Annotated in this window: 24 protein-coding genes; 7 read left to right on the top strand and 17 right to left on the bottom strand. The window is 35.2% G+C overall.

Annotation, left to right across the window (positions count from 1 at the left end):
• The 3 genes from accC (at window position 1) to ABD692_RS03445 (ending at window position 2617) form a co-directional block, all read left to right on the top strand.
• A complete protein-coding gene (accC, locus tag ABD692_RS03455) occupies window positions 1-1494 on the top strand; it encodes an acetyl-CoA carboxylase biotin carboxylase subunit (RefSeq protein WP_344764949.1) in 1494 nt (497 codons plus the stop codon).
• Window positions 1495-1503: 9 nt separating this feature from the next.
• The gene (locus ABD692_RS03450; RefSeq protein ID WP_316759591.1) at window positions 1504-2091 is read left to right on the top strand and encodes a riboflavin synthase; all 588 of its coding nucleotides are present in this window, start codon (window positions 1504-1506) and stop codon (window positions 2089-2091) included.
• 64 nt (window positions 2092-2155) lie between these two features.
• Entirely contained in the window at window positions 2156-2617 is a 462-nt protein-coding gene (locus ABD692_RS03445) for a DUF4268 domain-containing protein (RefSeq protein ID WP_344764947.1), read from the top strand.
• Here ABD692_RS03445 and ABD692_RS03440 read toward each other — a convergent pair.
• Window positions 2614-3765, bottom strand: a complete 1152-nt coding sequence (locus ABD692_RS03440) for a tetratricopeptide repeat protein (protein WP_344764946.1) — start codon at window positions 3763-3765, stop codon at window positions 2614-2616. The genes ABD692_RS03445 and ABD692_RS03440 overlap by 4 nt on opposite strands.
• A gap of 134 nt (window positions 3766-3899) precedes the next feature.
• On the opposite strand from ABD692_RS03440, the gene ABD692_RS03435 reads away from it, so the two are divergent.
• Together ABD692_RS03435 and ABD692_RS03430 are read left to right on the top strand one after the other, a co-directional pair.
• Window positions 3900-4196, top strand: a complete 297-nt coding sequence (locus ABD692_RS03435) for a hypothetical protein (RefSeq protein ID WP_316759585.1) — start codon at window positions 3900-3902, stop codon at window positions 4194-4196.
• A 24-nt stretch (window positions 4197-4220) separates the two neighbouring features.
• Window positions 4221-4811, top strand: a complete 591-nt coding sequence (locus ABD692_RS03430) for a porin family protein (RefSeq protein WP_344764944.1) — start codon at window positions 4221-4223, stop codon at window positions 4809-4811.
• Window positions 4812-4864: 53 nt separating this feature from the next.
• Here the strand turns inward: ABD692_RS03430 and ABD692_RS03425 are convergent, their stop codons facing one another.
• Both ABD692_RS03425 and ABD692_RS03420 read right to left on the bottom strand, forming a co-directional pair.
• On the bottom strand, window positions 4865-5821 hold the full coding sequence (locus tag ABD692_RS03425; RefSeq protein WP_316759580.1) for a YihY/virulence factor BrkB family protein: 957 nt from the start codon (window positions 5819-5821) through the stop codon (window positions 4865-4867).
• 78 nt (window positions 5822-5899) lie between these two features.
• On the bottom strand, window positions 5900-6298 hold the full coding sequence (locus ABD692_RS03420) for an META domain-containing protein (RefSeq protein ID WP_344764941.1): 399 nt from the start codon (window positions 6296-6298) through the stop codon (window positions 5900-5902).
• Window positions 6299-6676: 378 nt separating this feature from the next.
• On the opposite strand from ABD692_RS03420, the gene ABD692_RS03415 reads away from it, so the two are divergent.
• Window positions 6677-7459 (top strand): hypothetical protein, encoded by a 783-nt coding sequence (locus ABD692_RS03415; RefSeq protein WP_344764940.1) that lies wholly within the window; start codon window positions 6677-6679, stop codon window positions 7457-7459.
• 5 nt (window positions 7460-7464) lie between these two features.
• Here the strand turns inward: ABD692_RS03415 and ABD692_RS03410 are convergent, their stop codons facing one another.
• From ABD692_RS03410 to ABD692_RS03350, 13 genes are all read right to left on the bottom strand, one after another.
• Window positions 7465-8073: an alpha-ketoglutarate-dependent dioxygenase AlkB family protein gene (locus ABD692_RS03410; protein WP_344764938.1), complete on the bottom strand. Its 609-nt coding sequence runs from the start codon at window positions 8071-8073 to the stop codon at window positions 7465-7467.
• Window positions 8049-8306: an Ada metal-binding domain-containing protein gene (locus ABD692_RS03405; RefSeq protein ID WP_344764936.1), complete on the bottom strand. Its 258-nt coding sequence runs from the start codon at window positions 8304-8306 to the stop codon at window positions 8049-8051. The genes ABD692_RS03410 and ABD692_RS03405 overlap by 25 nt, the downstream gene beginning before the upstream one ends.
• Before the next feature lies 1 nt (window position 8307).
• The gene (locus ABD692_RS03400; RefSeq protein WP_344764934.1) at window positions 8308-9153 is read right to left on the bottom strand and encodes a methylated-DNA--[protein]-cysteine S-methyltransferase; all 846 of its coding nucleotides are present in this window, start codon (window positions 9151-9153) and stop codon (window positions 8308-8310) included.
• Window positions 9154-9231: 78 nt separating this feature from the next.
• Window positions 9232-9645 (bottom strand): DUF1801 domain-containing protein, encoded by a 414-nt coding sequence (locus ABD692_RS03395; protein ID WP_344764932.1) that lies wholly within the window; start codon window positions 9643-9645, stop codon window positions 9232-9234.
• Complete coding sequence (locus ABD692_RS03390; RefSeq protein ID WP_344764931.1) at window positions 9642-10022, bottom strand: iron chaperone; 381 nt, start codon at window positions 10020-10022, stop codon at window positions 9642-9644. The genes ABD692_RS03395 and ABD692_RS03390 overlap by 4 nt, the downstream gene beginning before the upstream one ends.
• 314 nt (window positions 10023-10336) lie before the next feature.
• Window positions 10337-10660 carry a nucleoside triphosphate pyrophosphohydrolase family protein gene (locus tag ABD692_RS03385; RefSeq protein ID WP_344764930.1) on the bottom strand — a complete coding sequence of 108 codons (324 nt, stop codon included), beginning with the start codon at window positions 10658-10660 and terminating at the stop codon, window positions 10337-10339.
• A gap of 5 nt (window positions 10661-10665) precedes the next feature.
• Window positions 10666-11220: a DNA-3-methyladenine glycosylase I gene (locus ABD692_RS03380; protein ID WP_344764928.1), complete on the bottom strand. Its 555-nt coding sequence runs from the start codon at window positions 11218-11220 to the stop codon at window positions 10666-10668.
• A gap of 2 nt (window positions 11221-11222) precedes the next feature.
• The gene (locus ABD692_RS03375) at window positions 11223-12143 is read right to left on the bottom strand and encodes a helix-turn-helix domain-containing protein (protein WP_344764926.1); all 921 of its coding nucleotides are present in this window, start codon (window positions 12141-12143) and stop codon (window positions 11223-11225) included.
• 17 nt (window positions 12144-12160) lie between these two features.
• Entirely contained in the window at window positions 12161-12958 is a 798-nt protein-coding gene (locus ABD692_RS03370; RefSeq protein WP_344764924.1) for an SDR family oxidoreductase, read from the bottom strand.
• A gap of 159 nt (window positions 12959-13117) precedes the next feature.
• A complete protein-coding gene (locus tag ABD692_RS03365) occupies window positions 13118-13396 on the bottom strand; it encodes a YdeI/OmpD-associated family protein (protein WP_344764922.1) in 279 nt (92 codons plus the stop codon).
• Between the two features lie 48 nt (window positions 13397-13444).
• Entirely contained in the window at window positions 13445-13699 is a 255-nt protein-coding gene (locus tag ABD692_RS03360) for a YdeI/OmpD-associated family protein (protein WP_344764920.1), read from the bottom strand.
• Between the two features lie 171 nt (window positions 13700-13870).
• Entirely contained in the window at window positions 13871-15919 is a 2049-nt protein-coding gene (locus tag ABD692_RS03355; RefSeq protein ID WP_344764918.1) for a TonB-dependent receptor, read from the bottom strand.
• A gap of 79 nt (window positions 15920-15998) precedes the next feature.
• Window positions 15999-17330 carry a PQQ-dependent sugar dehydrogenase gene (locus tag ABD692_RS03350; protein WP_344764916.1) on the bottom strand — a complete coding sequence of 444 codons (1332 nt, stop codon included), beginning with the start codon at window positions 17328-17330 and terminating at the stop codon, window positions 15999-16001.
• 238 nt (window positions 17331-17568) lie between these two features.
• On the opposite strand from ABD692_RS03350, the gene ABD692_RS03345 reads away from it, so the two are divergent.
• Window positions 17569-19788 (top strand): NADP-dependent isocitrate dehydrogenase, encoded by a 2220-nt coding sequence (locus tag ABD692_RS03345; protein WP_344764914.1) that lies wholly within the window; start codon window positions 17569-17571, stop codon window positions 19786-19788.
• Between the two features lie 181 nt (window positions 19789-19969).
• On the opposite strand, the gene ABD692_RS03340 is transcribed toward ABD692_RS03345, so the two are convergent.
• Complete coding sequence (locus ABD692_RS03340; protein ID WP_344764912.1) at window positions 19970-20224, bottom strand: hypothetical protein; 255 nt, start codon at window positions 20222-20224, stop codon at window positions 19970-19972.
• Window positions 20225-20358 lie beyond the last annotated feature (134 nt).

The raw sequence follows: 20358 nt of genomic DNA, 5'->3' as shown, positions 1-20358 counted from the left end.
ATGTCTAAAATCTCAAAAATTCTTATTGCCAATCGTGGAGAGATTGCATTGCGTATTATGCGTTCTGCAAAAGAAATGGGTATAAAAACGGTTGCTGTTTTTTCAGAAGCCGATCGTAATGCCTTACATGTCCGTTACGCCGATGAAGCAGTTTGTATTGGTCCTCCACCGTCTAATCAAAGTTATCTTTTAGGAGAAAAAATTATTGATGCAGCCAAAAAAACAGGCGCTGAAGCAATACATCCAGGATATGGATTTTTATCAGAAAATGCTGGTTTTGCAAAATTGGTTGCCGATTCGGGTTTAATTTTAATAGGTCCCTCGCCACAGGCAATGGAGATTATGGGTAATAAATTGTCGGCAAAAGCTGCGGCTTTAAAATATAATATACCCATGGTTCCTGGAACCGAAGAAGCAATTCAGGATGTTAATGAAGCAAAACAGAGAGCCATTGAGGTTGGTTTTCCAATTTTGATAAAAGCTGCTGCGGGTGGTGGTGGCAAAGGAATGCGGATTGTAGAAAAGGCTGATGATTTTGAAGAGCAAATGCAATTGGCTGTTAGCGAAGCAACGTCTGCTTTTGGAGATGGTGCTGTTTTTATCGAGCGTTATGTTACCTCACCAAGGCACATTGAAATACAGGTTTTAGGCGATAATCACGGCAATATTGTTCATTTATTCGAACGCGAATGCTCTGTTCAAAGGCGACACCAAAAAGTGATTGAAGAAGCACCTTCATCGGTACTAACCGAAGAAATAAGGGCGAAAATGGGTGCCTGTGCCGTAGATGTTGCCCGATCAGTTAATTATTCCGGTGCAGGAACGGTTGAATTTATTCTGGATGAAAATCTCGACTTTTTCTTCCTTGAAATGAATACCAGGTTACAGGTAGAGCACCCAGTAACCGAACTGATTACTGGGATAGATTTAGTTAAAGAACAAATAAAAGTAGCCGCTGGCGAAACCTTAAGCTTTACGCAAGAAGATTTGAAAATAAGCGGTCATGCAATTGAACTTAGGGTTTATGCAGAAGACCCGAATAATAATTTCTTGCCAGATATTGGTACTTTACATACCTACAAAACTCCAAAAGGGAACGGCGTTCGGGTTGATGATGGTTTTGAGCAAGGGATGGAAATACCCATTTATTACGACCCAATGATTGCCAAACTGATCACCTTTGGGAAAGATCGGGAAGAAGCCATTGAACGAATGGTTAGGGCAATCGAAGAATATGAGATTACAGGGATAGAAACTACTTTAGGTTTTGGTAAATTTGTAATGCAGCACGAAGCTTTTAAAACAGGACGGTTTGATACTCATTTTGTAGGCAAATATTTTACTAGCGAAAGTTTAAAAAATGAGGATGAAACGGAAGCGTTAATCGCTGCAATTATTGCTGCAAAATTATTTCAAAAGGGTGGAAGCATTGAAACTGTAAAACAGGTTACAAAAACTTCATCCGATTGGAGAAAAAACAGATTGAAATTTTAATCATAAATAATGTTTACTGGAATTATAGAAACGCTTGGCGAAGTAACGGCCATTAAAACGGAGCATACAAACATTCACTTTACTATTGCCTCAGCAATTAGCCACGAGTTAAAAATCGATCAAAGTGTGGCGCACAATGGCGTTTGCTTAACCGTTGTGGCTTTAAATGATGGAAACCATACCGTTACCGCAATTGATGAAACGTTGAGTAAAACCAGTTTAGGGCAACTAAAAGTTGGGAGTAAGATAAATCTAGAGCGTTGTATGCAAATGAACGCCCGCCTGGATGGGCACATCGTTCAGGGCCATGTAGATCAAACTGCAATATGTATTAAGCGTGAAGAATTAGATGGTAGCTGGGAATATCGATTTAAGTATGATGCTTCATCTGGTAACGTTACGGTAGAGAAAGGCTCAGCTTGTGTTAATGGCATCAGTTTAACAGTGGTAAATTCACAAAGTGATGAATTTTCTGTCTTTATAATTCCTTACACATTTGAGCATACTAATTTACAGGAAGTTCAGGTCGGTGATACAGTTAACTTAGAATTTGATATTATTGGTAAATATGTTGCTCGCCTGATGGGCAATAAATAAAACAAAATTTATCTTGATCGTTATAAATCAGACGCTAAAAAATCGAAATCAGTAAATTAATTTAATGTATAGTAAAGAAGAAGCCACACGCTTGCGCCAGCAATTTTGGATAAGTTTTGGGCAATACATGAAACCTGTTCCATCAGCAAGTGGCTCAACCGTACACTGGATAAATTATAAAACTGGTGTAAAGCAGATTTTCTTCAAAATGGATGTCGATAATAAAAAAGCAGTTATATCGATTCAACTCACCCATCCTGATCCTGGAGTAAGGCATTTAATTTTCAATCAGTTCGAAGAATTTAAATCGATGCTAAGCGCTACATTAAACGAAGAGTGGGATTGGATACAAGATGCAACCGACGAATTTGGAAAAACCGTGAGCTTGATTACAACTGAATTAATCAATGTTAATATTTACAATCAAAAGCATTGGCCAGAATTAATCTCCTTCTTCAAACCCCGAATTATTGCGCTTGATGAATTTTGGGATAATGTTAAACCAGTGTTCGAAGATTTAAGTTAATCTGTTGATTTAATTTGTTCAATTCGCGATTTTACGAAGGCAATTTCCTCCTTGTTATCTTTTGCGTTAGGCTTGCTTTTTAGGTATAAATTATAGTACTTCCTTGCATTCTTCATTTGCTTTAGCTTAGTATCGTATAGAACTGCGAGGTGGTAGTAAATATTTGGAGTTGCCTTATATTCCAACCCCTTTTTATAAGCCGCATTAGCCTGACTTACTTTATCGCTTTCCGAATAAACTAATCCAAGTAAAGCATAATATTCGGCTGTATTGGTCGATATGCCCTCATCAATTGTTCTTTTGGTATATGTTGTTGCTAAAGGATAGTTTTTAATGCCTCTGTAACATAAAGCCGTTAAGTATAAGGTTGTTTCATTTTGCATGTTCGACAGTTCTAAAAGCTTAAATAAATTGATCGCTTTCTGATAATTTTTAAGATAATAATAAGCTTTGGCCACATCCTTTATCACATTCGGATCGGCATCTGCTAGTAAAATTTTCTCTCCTGATATAATAACTTCGTGGTATTTTTTTAGAAAATTAGCAACAGGAAGTATTGCTTTTTGTAAAACGATATTTCCAGTATCAGCAGCAATTGCAACATTCAAAACTTGATATGCTTTTTCCCGGTCTTGAAATTTCATGTAAACATCCGCTAAGTCGTATGCCACATCGCCTTCCTGTGGATTAATTTTACTGGCCTTTAAAAGGTAAATTAGTTTAGTAGAATCTTTATTTGAATTATATAAACCTGCCAAAAGCTTATAAACACTAAAATTATTACTATCAATTTTTACAATTTCGCCGTAATAGAATTTTGCTTTTTCAACATTTCCTCTTTTTGAATTTAACCTCGCAATACTAAAAAGTACTGGAAGATTTTGTGGTTGTTGCTGGTAAGCCCTAATGTAAAACTTTTCTGCTTCTGCATTGTCGCCATTCATTAAATAGCAGTAACCGATTTGAGTAATGATTTTAAAATCATTTACATCATCGCCATATACACTTTTTAGATAAACCGCAGCTTCGCCATATTTTTGAGATTGATATAAGTCGAAAAGTTTTTCTTTATCAATTGCAGGCTCACTTTGAGCGAAGAGTGCTAAACTCAATAACATCGAAAATAAAACTGAAAATAACTTTTCCATCGTTTTTTAATTTAAAACTAATTTATTAGTTGTTTTCGTTAATTCCAATTTTTAGTTTAAAATTTATCGAAAAAAAACAAAATTGGACTATAAGGGTTTATTATTTGAACATTTAAAAATTAAAATAAGAACCTATGAATACTTTAAAGAAGTTTGAATTAATGGAAAAGATTGTGCGTGAGTTAGAAGATTTACAAAATTCTCAACAGGCACTTATTCAAAAAATTGGTAAAATCGAAGTCGACAATATAGAGTTGGGCGAAAAACGCCTGGAAAAAGATTTACCAGATATTCATCAAAATCTTGCTGATAATTTAGATACTATATCAGGTATTTTAGATTACTTTGCAGATAAGACTCAAAACTTTGGCGATAAAAACAATGTTGATGCGCTTAAAGAGCAAGAGGCTATTAATAATGCAACAAGTTAAAAACTATTAATCATCCCTAATTTTATGAAATCAATTTATCTTACCTTAACCTGTTTGTTTATTGGCTTTTGTGCCAGTGCACAGGTTCTGCCTACTTTCCAGCTCGGAATAAAGGCTGGTGCAAATTTTTCGAAATTTGATACCGAAAATACTTTTAGCAGTGATAACCGAACAGGGTTTTACGGTGGATTGTGGGCAAGGGTAGGTGCTGCTGGTATTTATTTTCAACCTGAATTATATGTTTCAGGCAAAAAAACCAACTTAATTAGCGATGCAACTGGTGCCGTAAATCAGGTTCGCTTTACCAGTTTAGATGTACCATTACTAATCGGTACTAAATTCGGTGCTGCAGGTGTTGGTTTAAGGATAAATACTGGTCCAATGTTTTCTTTAATTTTAGATGAAAATCAAAGTTTAGGACAGGCAACTGGAAATGTTTTTCAGGGTAATTTTAAAGATCAGGCATTTGCCTGGCAATTTGGTGCAGGTTTAGACATCAAAAAGCTTAGTATCGATGCCCGTTACGAACTGGGTCTATCTAAGCTTAACAAAGACGGTTACCCACCAACAAAGTTAAATTTATTTACAATTGGCCTGGGCTATCGTATTTTGTAAATATTATATGAAGCTGTAAAAAACTCGGCTAAGTATAAAAAAAGGAGAAGCTATTATTTAGCTTCTCCTTTTTTATTTGCAATAATTTCTTCAATCTCATTTTCAACCTCCGTAAGTTCATAAGCAAATGCACCATTTTTAGGTACGATAGGTGTTTCTCTGCCCACGCTTAAGGCTTTGATAAATGATGCTCCAAAATAAAATATAAGTGAAGAATAAAATACGAAGAGCATAATTACAATTATGGAACCAGCCGAGCCATAAATGTTACTGATATTACTCAATGGCAATAAAATTCTTAAAATATATTTCCCTGCGGTAAAAAGACAGCCAGTTAATAAACCACCAGATATTGCTGCCCTCCAGGTTGGTCTTCCGTTAGTTAAAAACCTAAAAAGTATGCTAAACCAGGCAGTTACAATGATTACAAAAATGATCTGATTAATAATAGAGGTGATAACCAATTCGAAGGATGGCGAATTCGTTTTAAGATACGAACCAATAATTGCCTGAACACTATCAGCAAGTAAGCCAAATAAAAATAAAATACCTGCCAGCAAAATTATAGTTACAGAAATGGCTCTTGATTTTAAGGTATTTACAATTCCTTTTTTATCTTTCATAGCAATGTTCCAAATCTGTTCTAACGAATTTTTAATTACATTAAACAGTGTTGTAGCTACAAATAGAAAGAAAATAAAACTGAAAAGGGTGATGTACCAGGCTTGATCAATACCTCTGATGTTGCGCAACGTTAATCTGATTTGAGCAATGCTCTCATCATCAAGTATATTATTTAATCTTTCAAAAAGATGAGTAACCAGTAAACGCCTGTCGGTGAACATTCCAAAGAGCCTGATTAAAATGATCAGAATCGGAGGCAATGCGAAGTTGGTAAAAAATGCGGTTGCTCCTGCAAGTCTTAAAGGATCGTTTTTTTGAAATATATTAAACGCTTTCCTCAAGGTTGAGAAAAAAAACTTTAAGTCTTCTTTTAAAAGTAGGGGCATTCGGTGGGTTTAAAAACTGAAAAGTCCGAAAATACTAAAAATAGTTTATTCGGACTGATCAGCAAATGTTAATTTATATTAATTTACTTTCGTGAAAATTAGAATTGTTTCTTCGCCTTTTAACAAATGCAATTTACCATCCACCATTTTAGCCGAACTGGTTTCATTTAAAGCACTTAAAAAAGCATTTTCTTCTGATGCTGTTTCCTGACAAAACATTTTTGTTCCAAAAACGTTCTTAAGGCTAACTTTTTTATTTTCAATTACAGCCTGACCACCATAATTATTACAGAAAGATTTTCCACTAAATTTTAAGTCCTCAGCAAAATTAAGCGTTGCCATCGCATTAACTGGCAAAGTTTTACCTGTTAATTCTGTTAATTGCCAGTTTGTATTGGTTAACGATTTTGGGTCAATTTTTTCTAAACAAGAACTGAAAAGGCAGATAATAATGCCTAGGATGATTATACGTCTCATAATATTTGTTTTTCTTTTAAACGCAAAAATTAAACCAAATGCTACAGTTAAAGCTAAGTATTGTTTTCTGCCTTATTTAGGCGGTTTCAGTATTTTTCACAAGTTATTAAGAAATTCGATTGTTTACTTTTTGATACTTAATTTAAGTGAATAATGTTTTTGCTTTTTTTAGAATTTATATGCTAATTAAAATATTGAAAACAATAAAATAATCAATGAAATCCATAAAGGATTGAATTTCTATTTTTACTTGCTAAATTTAATTTTAAAACAATCTGTTTCTAACTAACCAAAAACTACAATCTTTATTTTTAACGTATTTCAATTTTTTAGAAACAAAAAAGGTAATAAATTAGCAAAAAAAACAACTTGCATTTTATGAAAACGACACTACTAGCTTTATTTTTATCCGTAACACTTTTGGCTTGCAAGGAACAAAAAAATGAAAAAGTAATGCATCCCAGAGATTTAAAATTAGGTGAAAGTTTTAACGAATTTCCAAAGGTAAAAGGAGAGGGTTTAGCTTTTGTTAAAATAGATTCAGGTAGAAAATTGGGCGATACATATGCGATTAAGTTTAAGGATACTTTAATCGCTGTTCAGGATGATCCGAAACCCTTAGCAGATAAGTTTTTCCTGATGAGGTTTTTAAATACACAGAAAACTGCAGTTTTGGCTCAGGTAGCAGATAGTTCAAATTTAGTTTCTCCATTTTATATTATTTCTTTAAAAGATGGCAAAACCGATGCAATAAAACTGGAGCGCGCTTCTAACGGAAGGGATGATAAAAAGGTAACTATAGGCTTACAGGAAATTAGTTTGAGCACAGTTTTAGTAAATAATGATTTTGTGGTAACGCTGATTAACGGAATGGTTTATCCGCTTAAAAGACAAAATGATGCAGAACGTATTCAAGGTCGTTTTCTATTAAATTCTGGCGATCGGAGTACATTGGTATTCGCAACATCGAACTCTTTATATCAGGTAAATTATAAAACAGGTGAAACCTTTAATTTGCCCGTAACACCAGGGAAATTAAATGCAGCTACCTTTACCAAAGATATTATGCAGAATTACAGCTGGGAAAAAAGTGCTAAGGGATCGATGTTTTTAAAAGAATACGACAGTAATAAAATTGTTGATTTAAGCGATTTCAAATAGGCAGGTTATACAACCATCGTTCTAAAAGTAAGATTTACCCTTGGCGTGTTTACTTTTTTAGTTGGCGGTAATCGATGAAGCCAATTGGTTTGGGTTGCACCTTTCATAATTAGTAAGCTTCCATGCTCTAAAAAGGTGGTTATGGTTTCTTTAGTTTGCTTATGCTTAAGCAGGAATCTTCTTTCGGCACCAAAACTTAACGAAGCAATTGCCGAATCTTTGGCTAAAGCTTTTTCATCGTCGCTATGGTAGGCCATGCCCTCATCACCATTGTGATATAAATTTAACAGACACGAATTGAAATTTGTGCCTGTTTTTTCTTCTGCTATTTTTTTTAATTCTAAGAGTTCTTTTGTCCATGGTAGAGCAAATTTTGATGCATTTGAATAAGTATAAGCGTAAGACTCATCTCCATACCAGGCAACTTTTCTTTTGGTAATAATGTGTTCACCCATAATAAAAGCCTCATCGTTTTTCCATTCAATTGTGTCCATTAATAGCTGGTAATACAGATTAGCTTCTGTATGGCTAAATAATTTGCCATAATAATTTACGGTTCCTCCGTATGGCAAAAGGTTTTTATTGATGTCTATTTCCTGGTTAAATAAATCCATTCTTTATATTTCATTTTAAGGCAATGGCCGCATGGCCGATAACCGTTTTCCAAAGCTTCTTTTTCTGTTTTAAAAAATACCCTGTTTTCAGGTTTCATACGCTTACCCGACTTGCAGCTTAGTTTGCCATAAATTTTTAAACGAAGGTTCCCACCAAAACAAATCTCTTTATTTCTTATTTTACTTTTTAATATTGATTGCGTTAATTCACTATGTTTTAATACATTAAACATGCTAAAAATCAGTTTCTGTTTTCGCGGCTTCCCAACCAATAATCGCACTTTTTCTATCCATTCCCCAATGATAGCCTCCTAAGGCTCCACTCGATTGAATTACTCGATGACAAGGAATTAAAAATGCGACTGGATTATCGCCTATGGCCGTTCCAACTGCTCTCGAAGCTTTAGGATTTTGCAATTTATCGGCAATTGCTCCATAAGTAGATACTTTTCCCATCGGGATTTTAAGTAATGTTTCCCAAACCTTTAATTGAAAATCAGTGCCCTTAAGATGTAATTTAATTTGATTTAACTTTTTCCAATCGTGATTGAAGATAAACAGTGCATTTTGCTGGTCCAAATCCATCATTTGCTTATAACTGGCTAAAGGGAAAAGTTTTTTCAGATTACTGAGAGCCGAAAGTTCCTCATTGTAAAATGCGATATGGCAAATCCCTTTTTGTGTAGAAGCAACGATTAAATTGCCAAAAGGACTTTCGGCGAAGCTGTAATTGATATTTAAATTTTCACCGCCATTCTTATATTCTCCAGGCGTCATGCCTTCGATATTTATAAATAAATCGTGTAATCTGCCTGTGCCCGAAAGTCCAGTTTCCAAAGCCGTATTAAATAAGGTTTCGTTCTCCTTAAGCAGCTTTTTCGCATGACTTATACTTATATACTGTAAAAACCGCTTCGGACTTGTACCAGCCCATTCGCTAAATAGTTTCTGAAAATGGAAAGGACTTAAATTTACCTTTTCAGCAATTTCTTCTAAGCTAGGTTGGCTTTTAAAATTAGCCTGAATATAGTTAATGGCAGCTGTAATCCGATTAAAGTTTATCTCGTCTTGAACTTTCATATGATCATTATTTATATACAAAAGTAGTGCTGATAAAAATTTTAAGCTACCCGATACTTGCGATATTTAAAAGAAATATTATTTCTCGATTAATTTTAGCCATTCTTTAATAATGGTTTGAAGCTTACCCGCTTTTGATTCTACATCTTCCAAATTCTCGAAGTTTATTAAACGCCTGCCGTCCGTGTATTTTCCTTCCAGCAAATTCGTAGTGTCACTTATTTTAGCACCAGTTGGTAAAACCAGCATAATTCTTCCTTTATGAAGATTTAGTACAATTAAATCCCTTTTATATTCTTTTGGATTGAAGGCTTTCATTGTTCCAGAATAGTAAAAACTCGGACTATTCCATTTTATATGCTCGGCTATTTCTTTATCGGTTTTTAAAATGATTTCCCTGATGCGTTGTACAATTTCAGCCTGTTCTTTTTCGAGGTTTTGAATGAAAAGATTAACCTGTTCCTTATCGCTTAATTGTACTGTATTTTTCATGAGTTCTTTTTGCCTTTAGTTGTCAGTTTCTGCTCATTTTGGACAACTCTGAATTTTGTAATTTCACTTACAAGTTTTAAAGGAAGCGGTTGATCTAAAGGGAATTGAACTGAGCCTTTCGCACCTTTGTAAACAGATAATTCTTCTTGGAATTTTTCTATTCCAGCTGCTCCAGGATAAAATCCAATATGATTTTTATAACCCGCATAATGAACCAAATTGCCATTTAATACAAATGTTGGAATCCCATAACCAATTTTTTCAGTGGCTGTGGGCGCAACTGACCTAATGGTTTGCCTTATTTGTTCAAGCAGTTTCTGTGTTTCTTTTGGGAAAGTTGCAATATAGCTTTCTACGTTTTCAATGCTCGTATCCATCTCTGTAATTTGATTAAAACAATTTAAAACTTAATTCATCTTAATCAAAATTAATACGAAATGTAGTTTGAGAAAAGGGTTGTTTAGGTCATATTGCAACACTATTCAAGACAGTTATAATTATGCTATTCTTAAAGATTTTAAAGACATTCCATAAGCACACTTTCTCCAACAAGTGCTGTACAACCTGTTTAGTCGCCTTAATTTAATCATAAATAATTAGCTCTTTTTAAAATAAAGCCAGCAGCTTATATACTAAATAATCAATTTCAATCTCCTAATAGCACATCTAAATTCCATAACCAAATAACATCTTAAGGCCGTAATAAATCTTCTGTCTTTGTTAAAAATTTTTCAATCGCATCGTTAATATCTAAATCCATTCGATTTGCCAATATAGTTAACCACCATACACACTCGCCGAGTTTATGCTCCAGTTCTTCTTTGGTATCCGCTTTTGGCCAGCGGCCTTGTTGCGACATGGTGTGCCTTCCAACCAAACCTGCATCTGTTAAGAACGCAAGTGCATCTTCTTCAACAGACCATTCACTGCCATGATGCGCTCGCTCCAGTTTATGATACGATTTTCTTATTTCTAAAGAACGATCAATTACTTCTTTTAAATCCAAATGCTCCATAATAATTACTTTTTAACTAACCACATCGGTTTTTGTTTCAGAATCTCTTTGTTAACCGGGCAGTTACTATCATGGCAACCAGGTAAGTAACCAATACTCATTAAGAACTCGTTAACAATTTCTCCTCCAGTAAATTTGAAGGTCTTTTTGAAAATCTTAATCCATTCTTCCCTTGTTTTTGGATGGTGGAAGGTTAACCAATTCTCAAATGAACCAAAGTCTTTCTGTAGCGCAAGTATCGTTTTTGCATTTTCAATGGCTGCATTAATTTTCAAACGATTTCTGATAATTCCTGCATCGCTCAATAATCTTTCCCAATCCGCTTCCGTGTAAGCTGCAATTTTTTCAATATTGAAATCGTTATACGCTTTTCTAAATGATTCTTCCTTTTTTAAGATAGTTTCCCAGCTCAAACCCGCTTGGTTAATCTCCATAATTAACCTGCCAAAAAGTTCATTGTCATCATGAATTGGGAAACCGTAATGATTATCATGGTAATTCTTATGCAAATCCTTTCTTTCTTTGGGCTCCATGTATTCGATGGCACTGCAATACGACATAGTTAATTTTTATAAAATGATTGTTTGAATTGGATTGGGGTAAGGTTTGTTTTCTTTTTGAAAACTTTGTTAAACGATTGAGGGTGTTCGAAGCCCAATTGATAAGCAGTTTCAGCTACAGATAAATGATCGGAAGTTAAATAATCCTTTGCTTTTTCTATTAACTTTTCGTGGATATATTGTTGCGTATTCTGACCTATTAATGAGCGAAGCATGTCACTTAAATATCTGGGCGAAAGGTTTAGTTTTTCCGCCAGGTACTCAACTGTTGGCAAACCAATTGTTAAGGGTTTTTCATCGATGAAATAATTATTCATTAAGCTTTCTAAATGCGTTAATAAATCGTTATTAACTGCTTTCCTGGTAATAAACTGTCGTTTGTAAAAACGGTTACTGTAATTTAAAATCAATTCTATCTGCGAAATAATTACATCCTGACTAAAATCATCAATGTTAGATTTTAACTCTTCTTCAATATTTTTAAAAATTGAAATAATAGTATTTTTTTCTTTATCTGATAAATGCAATGCTTCATTAGCCGCATAAGAGAAGAAACCATAGTTTTTAATATTTCGCCCTAAAACATGATTTCTAATAAAATCAGGGTGAATCAGTAATGTATAACCCAAATATTCAGTATCATCAGTAGTTGCCAGTATCTGATTCGGAGCTGTGAAAACAAGGCCACCCTCGTCAAAGTCGTAGTATCCCTGCCCGTATCTTATTTTTCCCTTAAGTGTTTTTTTATACGATATTTTGTAAAAATTAAATAGAAAAGCAGCGGGCAAAGCTTCTTTATCGACCGAAATATGTGTGTTATCAACCAAAGTTACCAAAGGATGCAAAGGCTTTGGTAAGCCAAGCATCCTATGCAAATCGGATATGGAATCAAACTGGTGAGGGGTAAAATCTTCTTTTTTCACTTTATAAATATAAAGATTTAGTTTTCTGAAATCATTTCAGCCATTTGTTTTCTAAACGCTTCATCGCCAAATTGCAAACGCTGAGCATAAAGTGCTTTTGCATCTTCACCTGCAACATACCTCAATTGCTCCTTCTCATCGGTTGCGGCTTCATAAACTACTTTTGCAATATCCTCGGCTTCTGTGAAATGATCTTCGTTTAAGCCATTAAACATTTTATCAACCCATTTTTGATAGGCAGGATGCGCAGACATATCAGCAGATCGGTTTAGAAAATCGGTTTTTATGCCACCCGGCGAAACCGTTTTAATTCCTACACCAATTTTCTTTAATTCAAAAGCCATGCTCTCACTCCATCCTTCTAACGCCCATTTTGTTGCGTGATAAACTGAACTGAAAGGGAAAGTGATTAAGCCTCCAATAGAGGTTGTGGATATAAACAAACCAGAACCTTTTTCTCGAAAGTAAGGGATGAAAGCTTGAGTTACTCTGATAACACCTAAAATATTGGTATTTAGCTGACGGGTTAATTGATTATCGGAGGTAGATTCTAAAGGTCCCATTAAGCCATATCCTGCATTATTAAAAACAACATCGATATTACCCGAAGCAATCGCAAGCTTTGTAGTTTCTGCAATCTGATCAATATTGGTTACATCCAGTGGTAACAAAGTTATGTTTTCGATTAAATTCAGCTCTGTTTCTTTTTCTGGGTTGCGCATAGTTGCGATAACATGCCAGCCTTTCGATTGAAATAACTTAGCTACGGCCTTACCTAAACCAGTAGAGGCGCCTGTGATAAAAATAGTTTTCATTGCTTTTTCTTTTTGTACAACAAAGGTGCACGGTAGAAGAAATTCCAATGTATCTAAATTGAGCAAGCTTGTAGCCAAAATGACGGAAGCAAAAATAACTTATTTATAGAAAATTTAAGTTTTAATAACTGGATAAACGCTGCGTTTTTAAATAACTTTTTATCTAAACTGCTTAGGCTTTAAACCTTGCGCTGCGAGTTCGGCAATTTCATTAATTCTTTTTTCTCTTGTTTCAACACGTTTGGCAAACATAAGCCATTGTAATATTGCTTTCCTTACAGATTTGCTCAACAACGCAAAATAATCTGCCGAACCCGCTTTGGTTTTAAATGCTAGTTCTAAATCTAAAGGTATTTTCAATTCCTCAACTTCATCTAAAATTGTCCATGAACCATTTTGTTTCGCAATTTCAATACTTTTATAGCCTGCCTCCGCCATCAGCTTTTGAGCTATTAATACTTTAATTTTTTCTTTATTGATTTTAGACTAGGTGCTTTTTGCTTTTCGTTTGCAGAAAAACTGCATAAACTTTTCATCGTCTATACTTTTTCTGATGCTATCGACCCAACCAAAACACAAAGCCTCATCAACAGATTCGCTCCATGAAATTGTTGGAATATTTGCCTTCTTTTTATACTGAATAACCCAAACTGATTGTTTAGTCTCGTGGTTTTTTTTAAGCCACTTTCTCCAATCGGCCGAACTCATTGGGTAGAAAGTTTCTACATCTTGTAGTGACATAACTTTTTTTTATTTAGAGAACACTAAAGTAAGTTTCTTTAATATTATTTCGATAAACCGCAGCTTAAAAGCTATCCCTTCCTTATCTGTCTCTACTTTTATTGATCCTTGCTAAGGAAAAATTGTCTCTATTTTTTGAGTCTTATCTGGTAAAACTACCCAGGTAAGGCTTTATAACTTTGCAGCTAAACCTGCGTAGAAATTTCGTGTTGCTGCGGCATTAAAATAACGATTGTTAGCTGCATTTAAATCGTTGCCTAAGCTGTACTTTTCATTCAGCAAATTATTCGCGCCAGCAAAAACTTCAAATCTGATTTTTCCAACTTTTAAATTTTTAATTCCAGCTTTAGCTTCAATTAAGTTGTACTTTTTTGCAAATACGGTATTTGCATCATTGAGCGGAATAGATGATGTATAATTATGTTGTCCAAAAAGATAAAAGCCTTTTTGAAAATTAAATTCCAAACTGCTAGCTATAACATTTCCAGGAACGCCAGTTAATTTATTGCCTGAAAAGCTAGTATTTCCATTTATAAAGTTTTTAAAACGATAGTGGCTTAACGTGTAACTGTTTTTCAATTGCAAATTTTTTAAAAAACCTTCATTATTTTGAAGAATCAAAATAGAAGTTTCCAACTCAATACCTTTTTGATTGGTACCGCCAGCATTTACAAAATATTCGGTATCGTTCGCATTAAGCCTTCTTACAATTGCATCTTCTAACTGATAGTTAAATAAATTTGCGCTGGCATAAAAGAGGTTGTTTTTTGTTTTATAGCGTAAACCCAATTCGTAGTTCCAGCCTTTTTCGGCTTGTAAATTATTGTTTATATTATTATCAGATGAGCGAACTTCTGCCAGTGTAGGAGGGGAGTACCCTTTACTGATTGAGCCTCGTACTGAAATTTCAGGACCTAATAAGTAGGACATGGCCAATTTTGGCATAAACGCTGCAGTGAATTTTCTTTTCTGTTCTGCAACTGTTAGCGGAAAAAAGCTTTCATATTTATAATGGAAAAAGTTTAGGCTCGAAGAGAGTTCAATGAGTATTTTGCTATTGATATCGAAGTTAAATCTCAGGAATGCAAAATTTTGATTAGCCTTTAAGTCATCATAAGCTTGCATAGCAGCTGGAAAGCCTGCATTATTATTGAAGTTTTTAACCTGTGTTCTCGTTCCCGAGCTTTCCACGCCACCCTGAGCATTCCATTTAAAATGCTCGTTAACTTCCGCGAATTCTAAAAATGTTCTTAAACCTAAAGTACTTTCGTAACGCTGCTCATAATTGGTAATAAATGGATTTTTGAAGTCGGTGTAAGAGGTAAATAATGCCACTACATGTCTAAAATTTTTATCGATTTGATATGTGTTGGATAGTCCTGCAAATATCGTTTTATTATAAATAGCTGCCTGCTGTGTTACGGCACCAGGAATGGTTGGTGTAGCGGGTCTGGCTTGTTTTGGGTTTTGCTCTAACTGTACGGCGGTTAAACCACCAGGAGTTTGGTAGGATAAATCACTATAAAAAATAAAAGCTTTTAAAAAGCCTGAGCCACTATAATTCCATTGTTGTGTAGTTTGGAAATATTTTCGGTTCATAGCGCTGTTTTCTCGATAGCCATCGCTTCGCTGATAACCCTGATTAAAGCTAAAGCTGTAATTTTTAAATTGCTGCTGAATACCAGTCGTTTGGTGCAGTAATCCGAAGGAACCACCAGTTATGCTTGCCTCGATGTTATTATTAATTTCTGCTGAATTTATAAGGATTGCTCCACCCGTATTTGCGCCGAAAATACTGGCTTCAGGGCCTTTGTAAACTTCTATAGAACCTATAGCAGCTGCATCCAAAAGATTTAGATAGGTATTTCCACCAGCATCTGTTAGCGGAAAATCATCCACATATATTTTAATATTTCTAATCCCGAATGGAGATCGAAGTAAACTACCCCTTAATGATAAACGATAGCTTCCAGGAGAACGTTCTTCCATTCTTACTCCTGCAACTATATTGAATGTGCTTACCAAGGAGCTATTTTGCTGGTTTCTAATCAAATTACTATCAACCAAACTAACGGCTGAAACGGAACGTAAAATAGGTTGACGATTGTAATAGCCATTAACAACTACCTCATTTAATTTCTTTACGCTATCGGTTTTAGAGATTTGTGCAGATACAGAAACGTATAGTACGAAAAGGACGGAAGTAAAAAGTAATTTCAAGAGGATGGTTTTAAGGGTTTCTGTAAAACAAAAGGCCGAATAAAATTACAATTTTATTCGGCCTTTTGAGTATTTTGATTTATTTGGCGGCTACACGCCAAACAATGCCACTTACATCATCCGCAACTAATAATGCGCCGTCTGGTGTTAGCGTTACCCCAACAGGTCGGCCGTAAACTTCACCTTTTTCTGCATTTGCAATAAAGCCTGTTAAAAAATCTTCAGGTTTACCAGTTGGTTTACCATTTTTAAATGGAACAAATGCAACCTTGTAACCAGTTAATGCAGAGCGGTTCCATGAACCATGCTGACCAATAAACGCACCACCCTGATATTTAGCAGGGAATTTCGTGGCTTTATAAAAAGCTAAGCCTAAAGATGCGGTATGTGAACCAACTGGAACATCAGGCGCAATTGCTTTTTTAACTAATTCTGGATTTTTACCTTTCATTCTTGGATCTTCATTTTGTCCGTAATAAGAAAACGGCCAGCCATAAAATGCGCCTTGCTTAACACTGGTAATGTAATCAGGTACAAGTTCATCACCTAAACCATCCCGCTCATTAACGGCTGTCCAAAGCATATTCGTGCCAGGAGCCCAATCAACGCCTACAGGATTACGTAATCCGCTCGCGTAAATTTTTTCTCCAGTTCCATCAGGATTAATTTCTAAAATATTCGCACGTCTAACTTCATTTTCCATGCCGTTTTCGCCAACATTACTGCCAGAACCAACGGTTACATAAATCTTACTTTTATCTGCATTGGTAATTAAATTTCTGGTCCAATGGTTATTATAACCGCCTGCGGGCAGACTCAAAATCTTTTTCCCATTAGCAGTAATTTTTGTATCGCCAGGCTTATAAGGGTATTGTAAAATGCCATCTGTATTGGCTACATAAAAATTATTTCCAATTATGGTCATGCCATAAGGCTGATTTAGTCCGCTCAGGAAAGTTGTAATCGTTTCAGCCTTACCATCTTTATCGGCATCACGGTAAAGCAGAATTGAATTGGCACTTTTACCTGGAACTTCCGATTTTGCTTTGCCAGTTACGGTATTGGCAACTGCTTCTACGGCACTTCGTTCAGAGTTTGTTAATACAATTAAAACATCACCGTTTGGCGTGATGATCATATTTCGGGGGCTTTTTATCCCAGTTGCAAATCTGCTTACTGCAAAACCTTCTGGCGCAATTGGTGTTTTGCCAGCGGGCCAGTCGATTACTTTGCTGAATTTATTTTTTGATGCTGCGGTATCTGGCGCTGGAAGATTCAATTCCTGAACAGATGTGGCTACAGTTGTATCGTTTTCGAGACTATCACTTCCTTTATCGGAATTTGAATTAGACTGGCAACTCACTAGCACAGCTGATGATAATAGGGCTGAGTATAAAATTTGTTTTTTCATCGAGTTTACTTAGGTGTTTATCGTACTGATTTATGCAAATGATAACACCGAAAACCAAAGCTATGTTTGTAACAATTAGAAAATACGGCGTTTTGTTTATCAAATGCACCTTATAAATAACATTACGATGTTCCTAAATTCAATCGATTATTTTATCTTTAGGCGATTTTAAAAAAGACCGGTTTTAAACAAAAATCCAATTGTTTCATTAAATAATTAGTAAAAAATCAAATATAATATGTCAAATACATCAAAAATAATCTACACCAAAACCGATGAAGCGCCAATGTTGGCTACTTATTCATTGTTACCTATTGTGCAAGCTTTTACTGCATCAGCTGGTATTGATGTAGAAACCAGAGATATTTCTTTAGCGGGAAGAATTTTGGCAAACTTTCCAGAATATTTAAAAGACGACCAAAAGATTGGTGATGCTTTAGCTGAACTTGGTGGTTTAGCCACTACTCCCGAAGCAAACATCATTAAATTACCAAATATTTCAGCTTCTATTCCTCAATTGGTTGGCGCAATTACGGAGTTGCAAGCACAAGGTTTTGCATTACCAAACTATCCAGATAATGCACAAACAGAAGAAGAAAAAGCAATCAAAGCTAAATATGCCAAAGTTTTAGGTTCAGCTGTAAATCCCGTTTTACGCGAAGGTAACTCCGATAGAAGAGCACCTAAGGCGGTTAAAAATTATGCTAAACAAAACCCGCACTCAATGGGTAAATGGTCTGCAGATTCGAAAACTAAGGTGGCAAGCATGAGCGAAGGTGATTTTTATGGTTCAGAGAAATCGACAACCGTTGCAGATGCGAGTCAGTTTAAAATTGAATTTGTTGCAGCAGATGGAACCGTAAATGAATTAAAAGGTTTAGCTCCATTAAAAGCAGGCGAAGTAATAGATAGCTCTGCACTAAGTTTATCCGCTTTAAAAACCTTTGTTGCTAAAGAAATTGAAGAAGCAAAAGCAGCTGGTGTTTTATTATCAGCCCATTTAAAAGCAACGATGATGAAGGTTTCTGACCCAATTATCTTTGGTGCAATAGTAGAAGTTTATTTTGCTGATGTTTTTGCTAAATATGCAGACCTTTTTAAATCATTAAATGTTGATACCCGTAATGGTTTAGGTGATGTTTATGCAAAAATTGCAGGCAACGCCAAACAGGCAGAAGTAGAATCCGCTTTAGCTTCGGCAATAGAAAACGGACCAGCTTTAGCAATGGTAAATTCTGATAAAGGAATTACGAACTTACATGTTCCAAGTGATGTAATTGTTGATGCTTCGATGCCTGCAATGATTCGTACTTCGGGCCAAATGTGGAACAAAGAAGGAAAAGCTCAGGATACTTTAGCATTAATACCTGACCGTTGTTATGCTGGGGTTTATACTGCAACCATCGAAGATTGTAAAGCGCATGGTGCTTTCGATGTAACGACAATGGGTTCGGTACCTAATGTTGGATTAATGGCACAAAAAGCTGAAGAATATGGATCTCATGATAAAACTTTTCAGGCTACTGCAACTGGCGTAATTCGCGTTACTGATGCTGATGGTAAAGTATTTTTCGATCAGAAGGTAGAGCAAGGCGATATTTTCCGCATGTGCCAAACTAAAGATGCTCCAATTCAGGATTGGGTTAAACTTGCTGTAAACAGGGCTCGTTTATCTGAAACACCTGCTGTTTTCTGGTTAGATGAAAACAGAGCACACGATAGAGAAATCATCGCTAAGGTTAACAGATACTTAAAAGATTTTGATACTACAGGTTTAGATATTCGTATTCTTGCCCCGGTTGAAGCAACTAAATTTACTTTAGAGCGTATCAGAAAAGGTGAAGATACTATCTCGGTAACTGGTAACGTATTACGTGATTATTTAACAGATTTATTCCCGATTTTAGAATTAGGTACTTCTGCTAAAATGCTTTCTATTGTTCCTTTAATGAATGGTGGTGGTTTGTTCGAAACTGGTGCTGGTGGTTCTGCACCTAAACACATCGAACAATTTATAGAAGAAGGTTATTTGCGTTGGGATTCATTAGGTGAGTTCTTAGCGCTTCAAGCTTCTTTAGAACATTTATCGCAAACGCAAAACAATACAAAAGCACAGATTTTAGCCGATGCTTTAGATGAGGCAAATGCTAAGTTCCTGGCTACTGATAAATCTCCAGGCCGTAAGTTAGGTACAATTGATAACCGTGGTTCTCATTTCTATTTAGCTTTATATTGGGCTGAAGCTTTAGCTGCTCAATCTAAAGATGCCGATTTGAAAGCAAGATTTGCACCATTAGCAAAAGCTTTAACTGAAAATGAAGCTAAAATCAATGAAGAATTAATTGGTGCTCAAGGTAAGCCACAAGATATTGGCGGTTATTACAATCCTAATGATGATTTAGCTGGTAAAGCCATGCGTCCAAGTGCAACTTTAAACAATGCTTTAGCAAGTTTATAGGTAAGCTTTAGGTATAAGAAAAGCGCTGGTAAAATTATTTTACCAGCGCTTTTTGTTTTTATGAAAGCCGAATAATTATATTAAGAATTTCTCCGCTACGGTCGAACTGACGACGATTAAAATCTGCTTAATCATCCTAATCAGCCGGAGGAAATTGGCTTTGTTAAGTTGAGCCCGTCTCTTATTGTAAGTTTCGTTCCTTCATGAGCATCCCTATTTCTTTTGCTTTTTTATTCTTTGGGTCATTTGTTAATTTATAAATTAAAAAAAGCGGTATTAGTAAAGAAAGGTTGTAAGCGCTGAAGTAAACGCTTATAAATAAAATGCCTGCCAAAAAGCCAATAATAAAGGCATTGATTATGGAGAAAGACTTCATGTCCTTTGCTTCCAGTAATAGCTCTTCGTTTGTTAATTCTGAGAGGTTTTTTTGTTCCATTTGTTTATTTTACTGTTGTTTGTAGTTAACCTGGGTTATTCTATTATTATAAGAATAATCATCGTAACTAGTTTTCTTAAACTACTAATATAATTAAATCAGTAGAATTAAGATTATATTTGTTAAGGTTCCAA

This window comes from Pedobacter ginsengiterrae (assembly GCF_039537385.1).
GTDB classification, from domain to species: Bacteria; Bacteroidota; Bacteroidia; order Sphingobacteriales; family Sphingobacteriaceae; genus Pedobacter; species Pedobacter ginsengiterrae.
The sequence above is the reverse complement of the archived record's forward strand: the minus strand, read 5'-3'. Positions and strand labels throughout refer to the sequence as shown.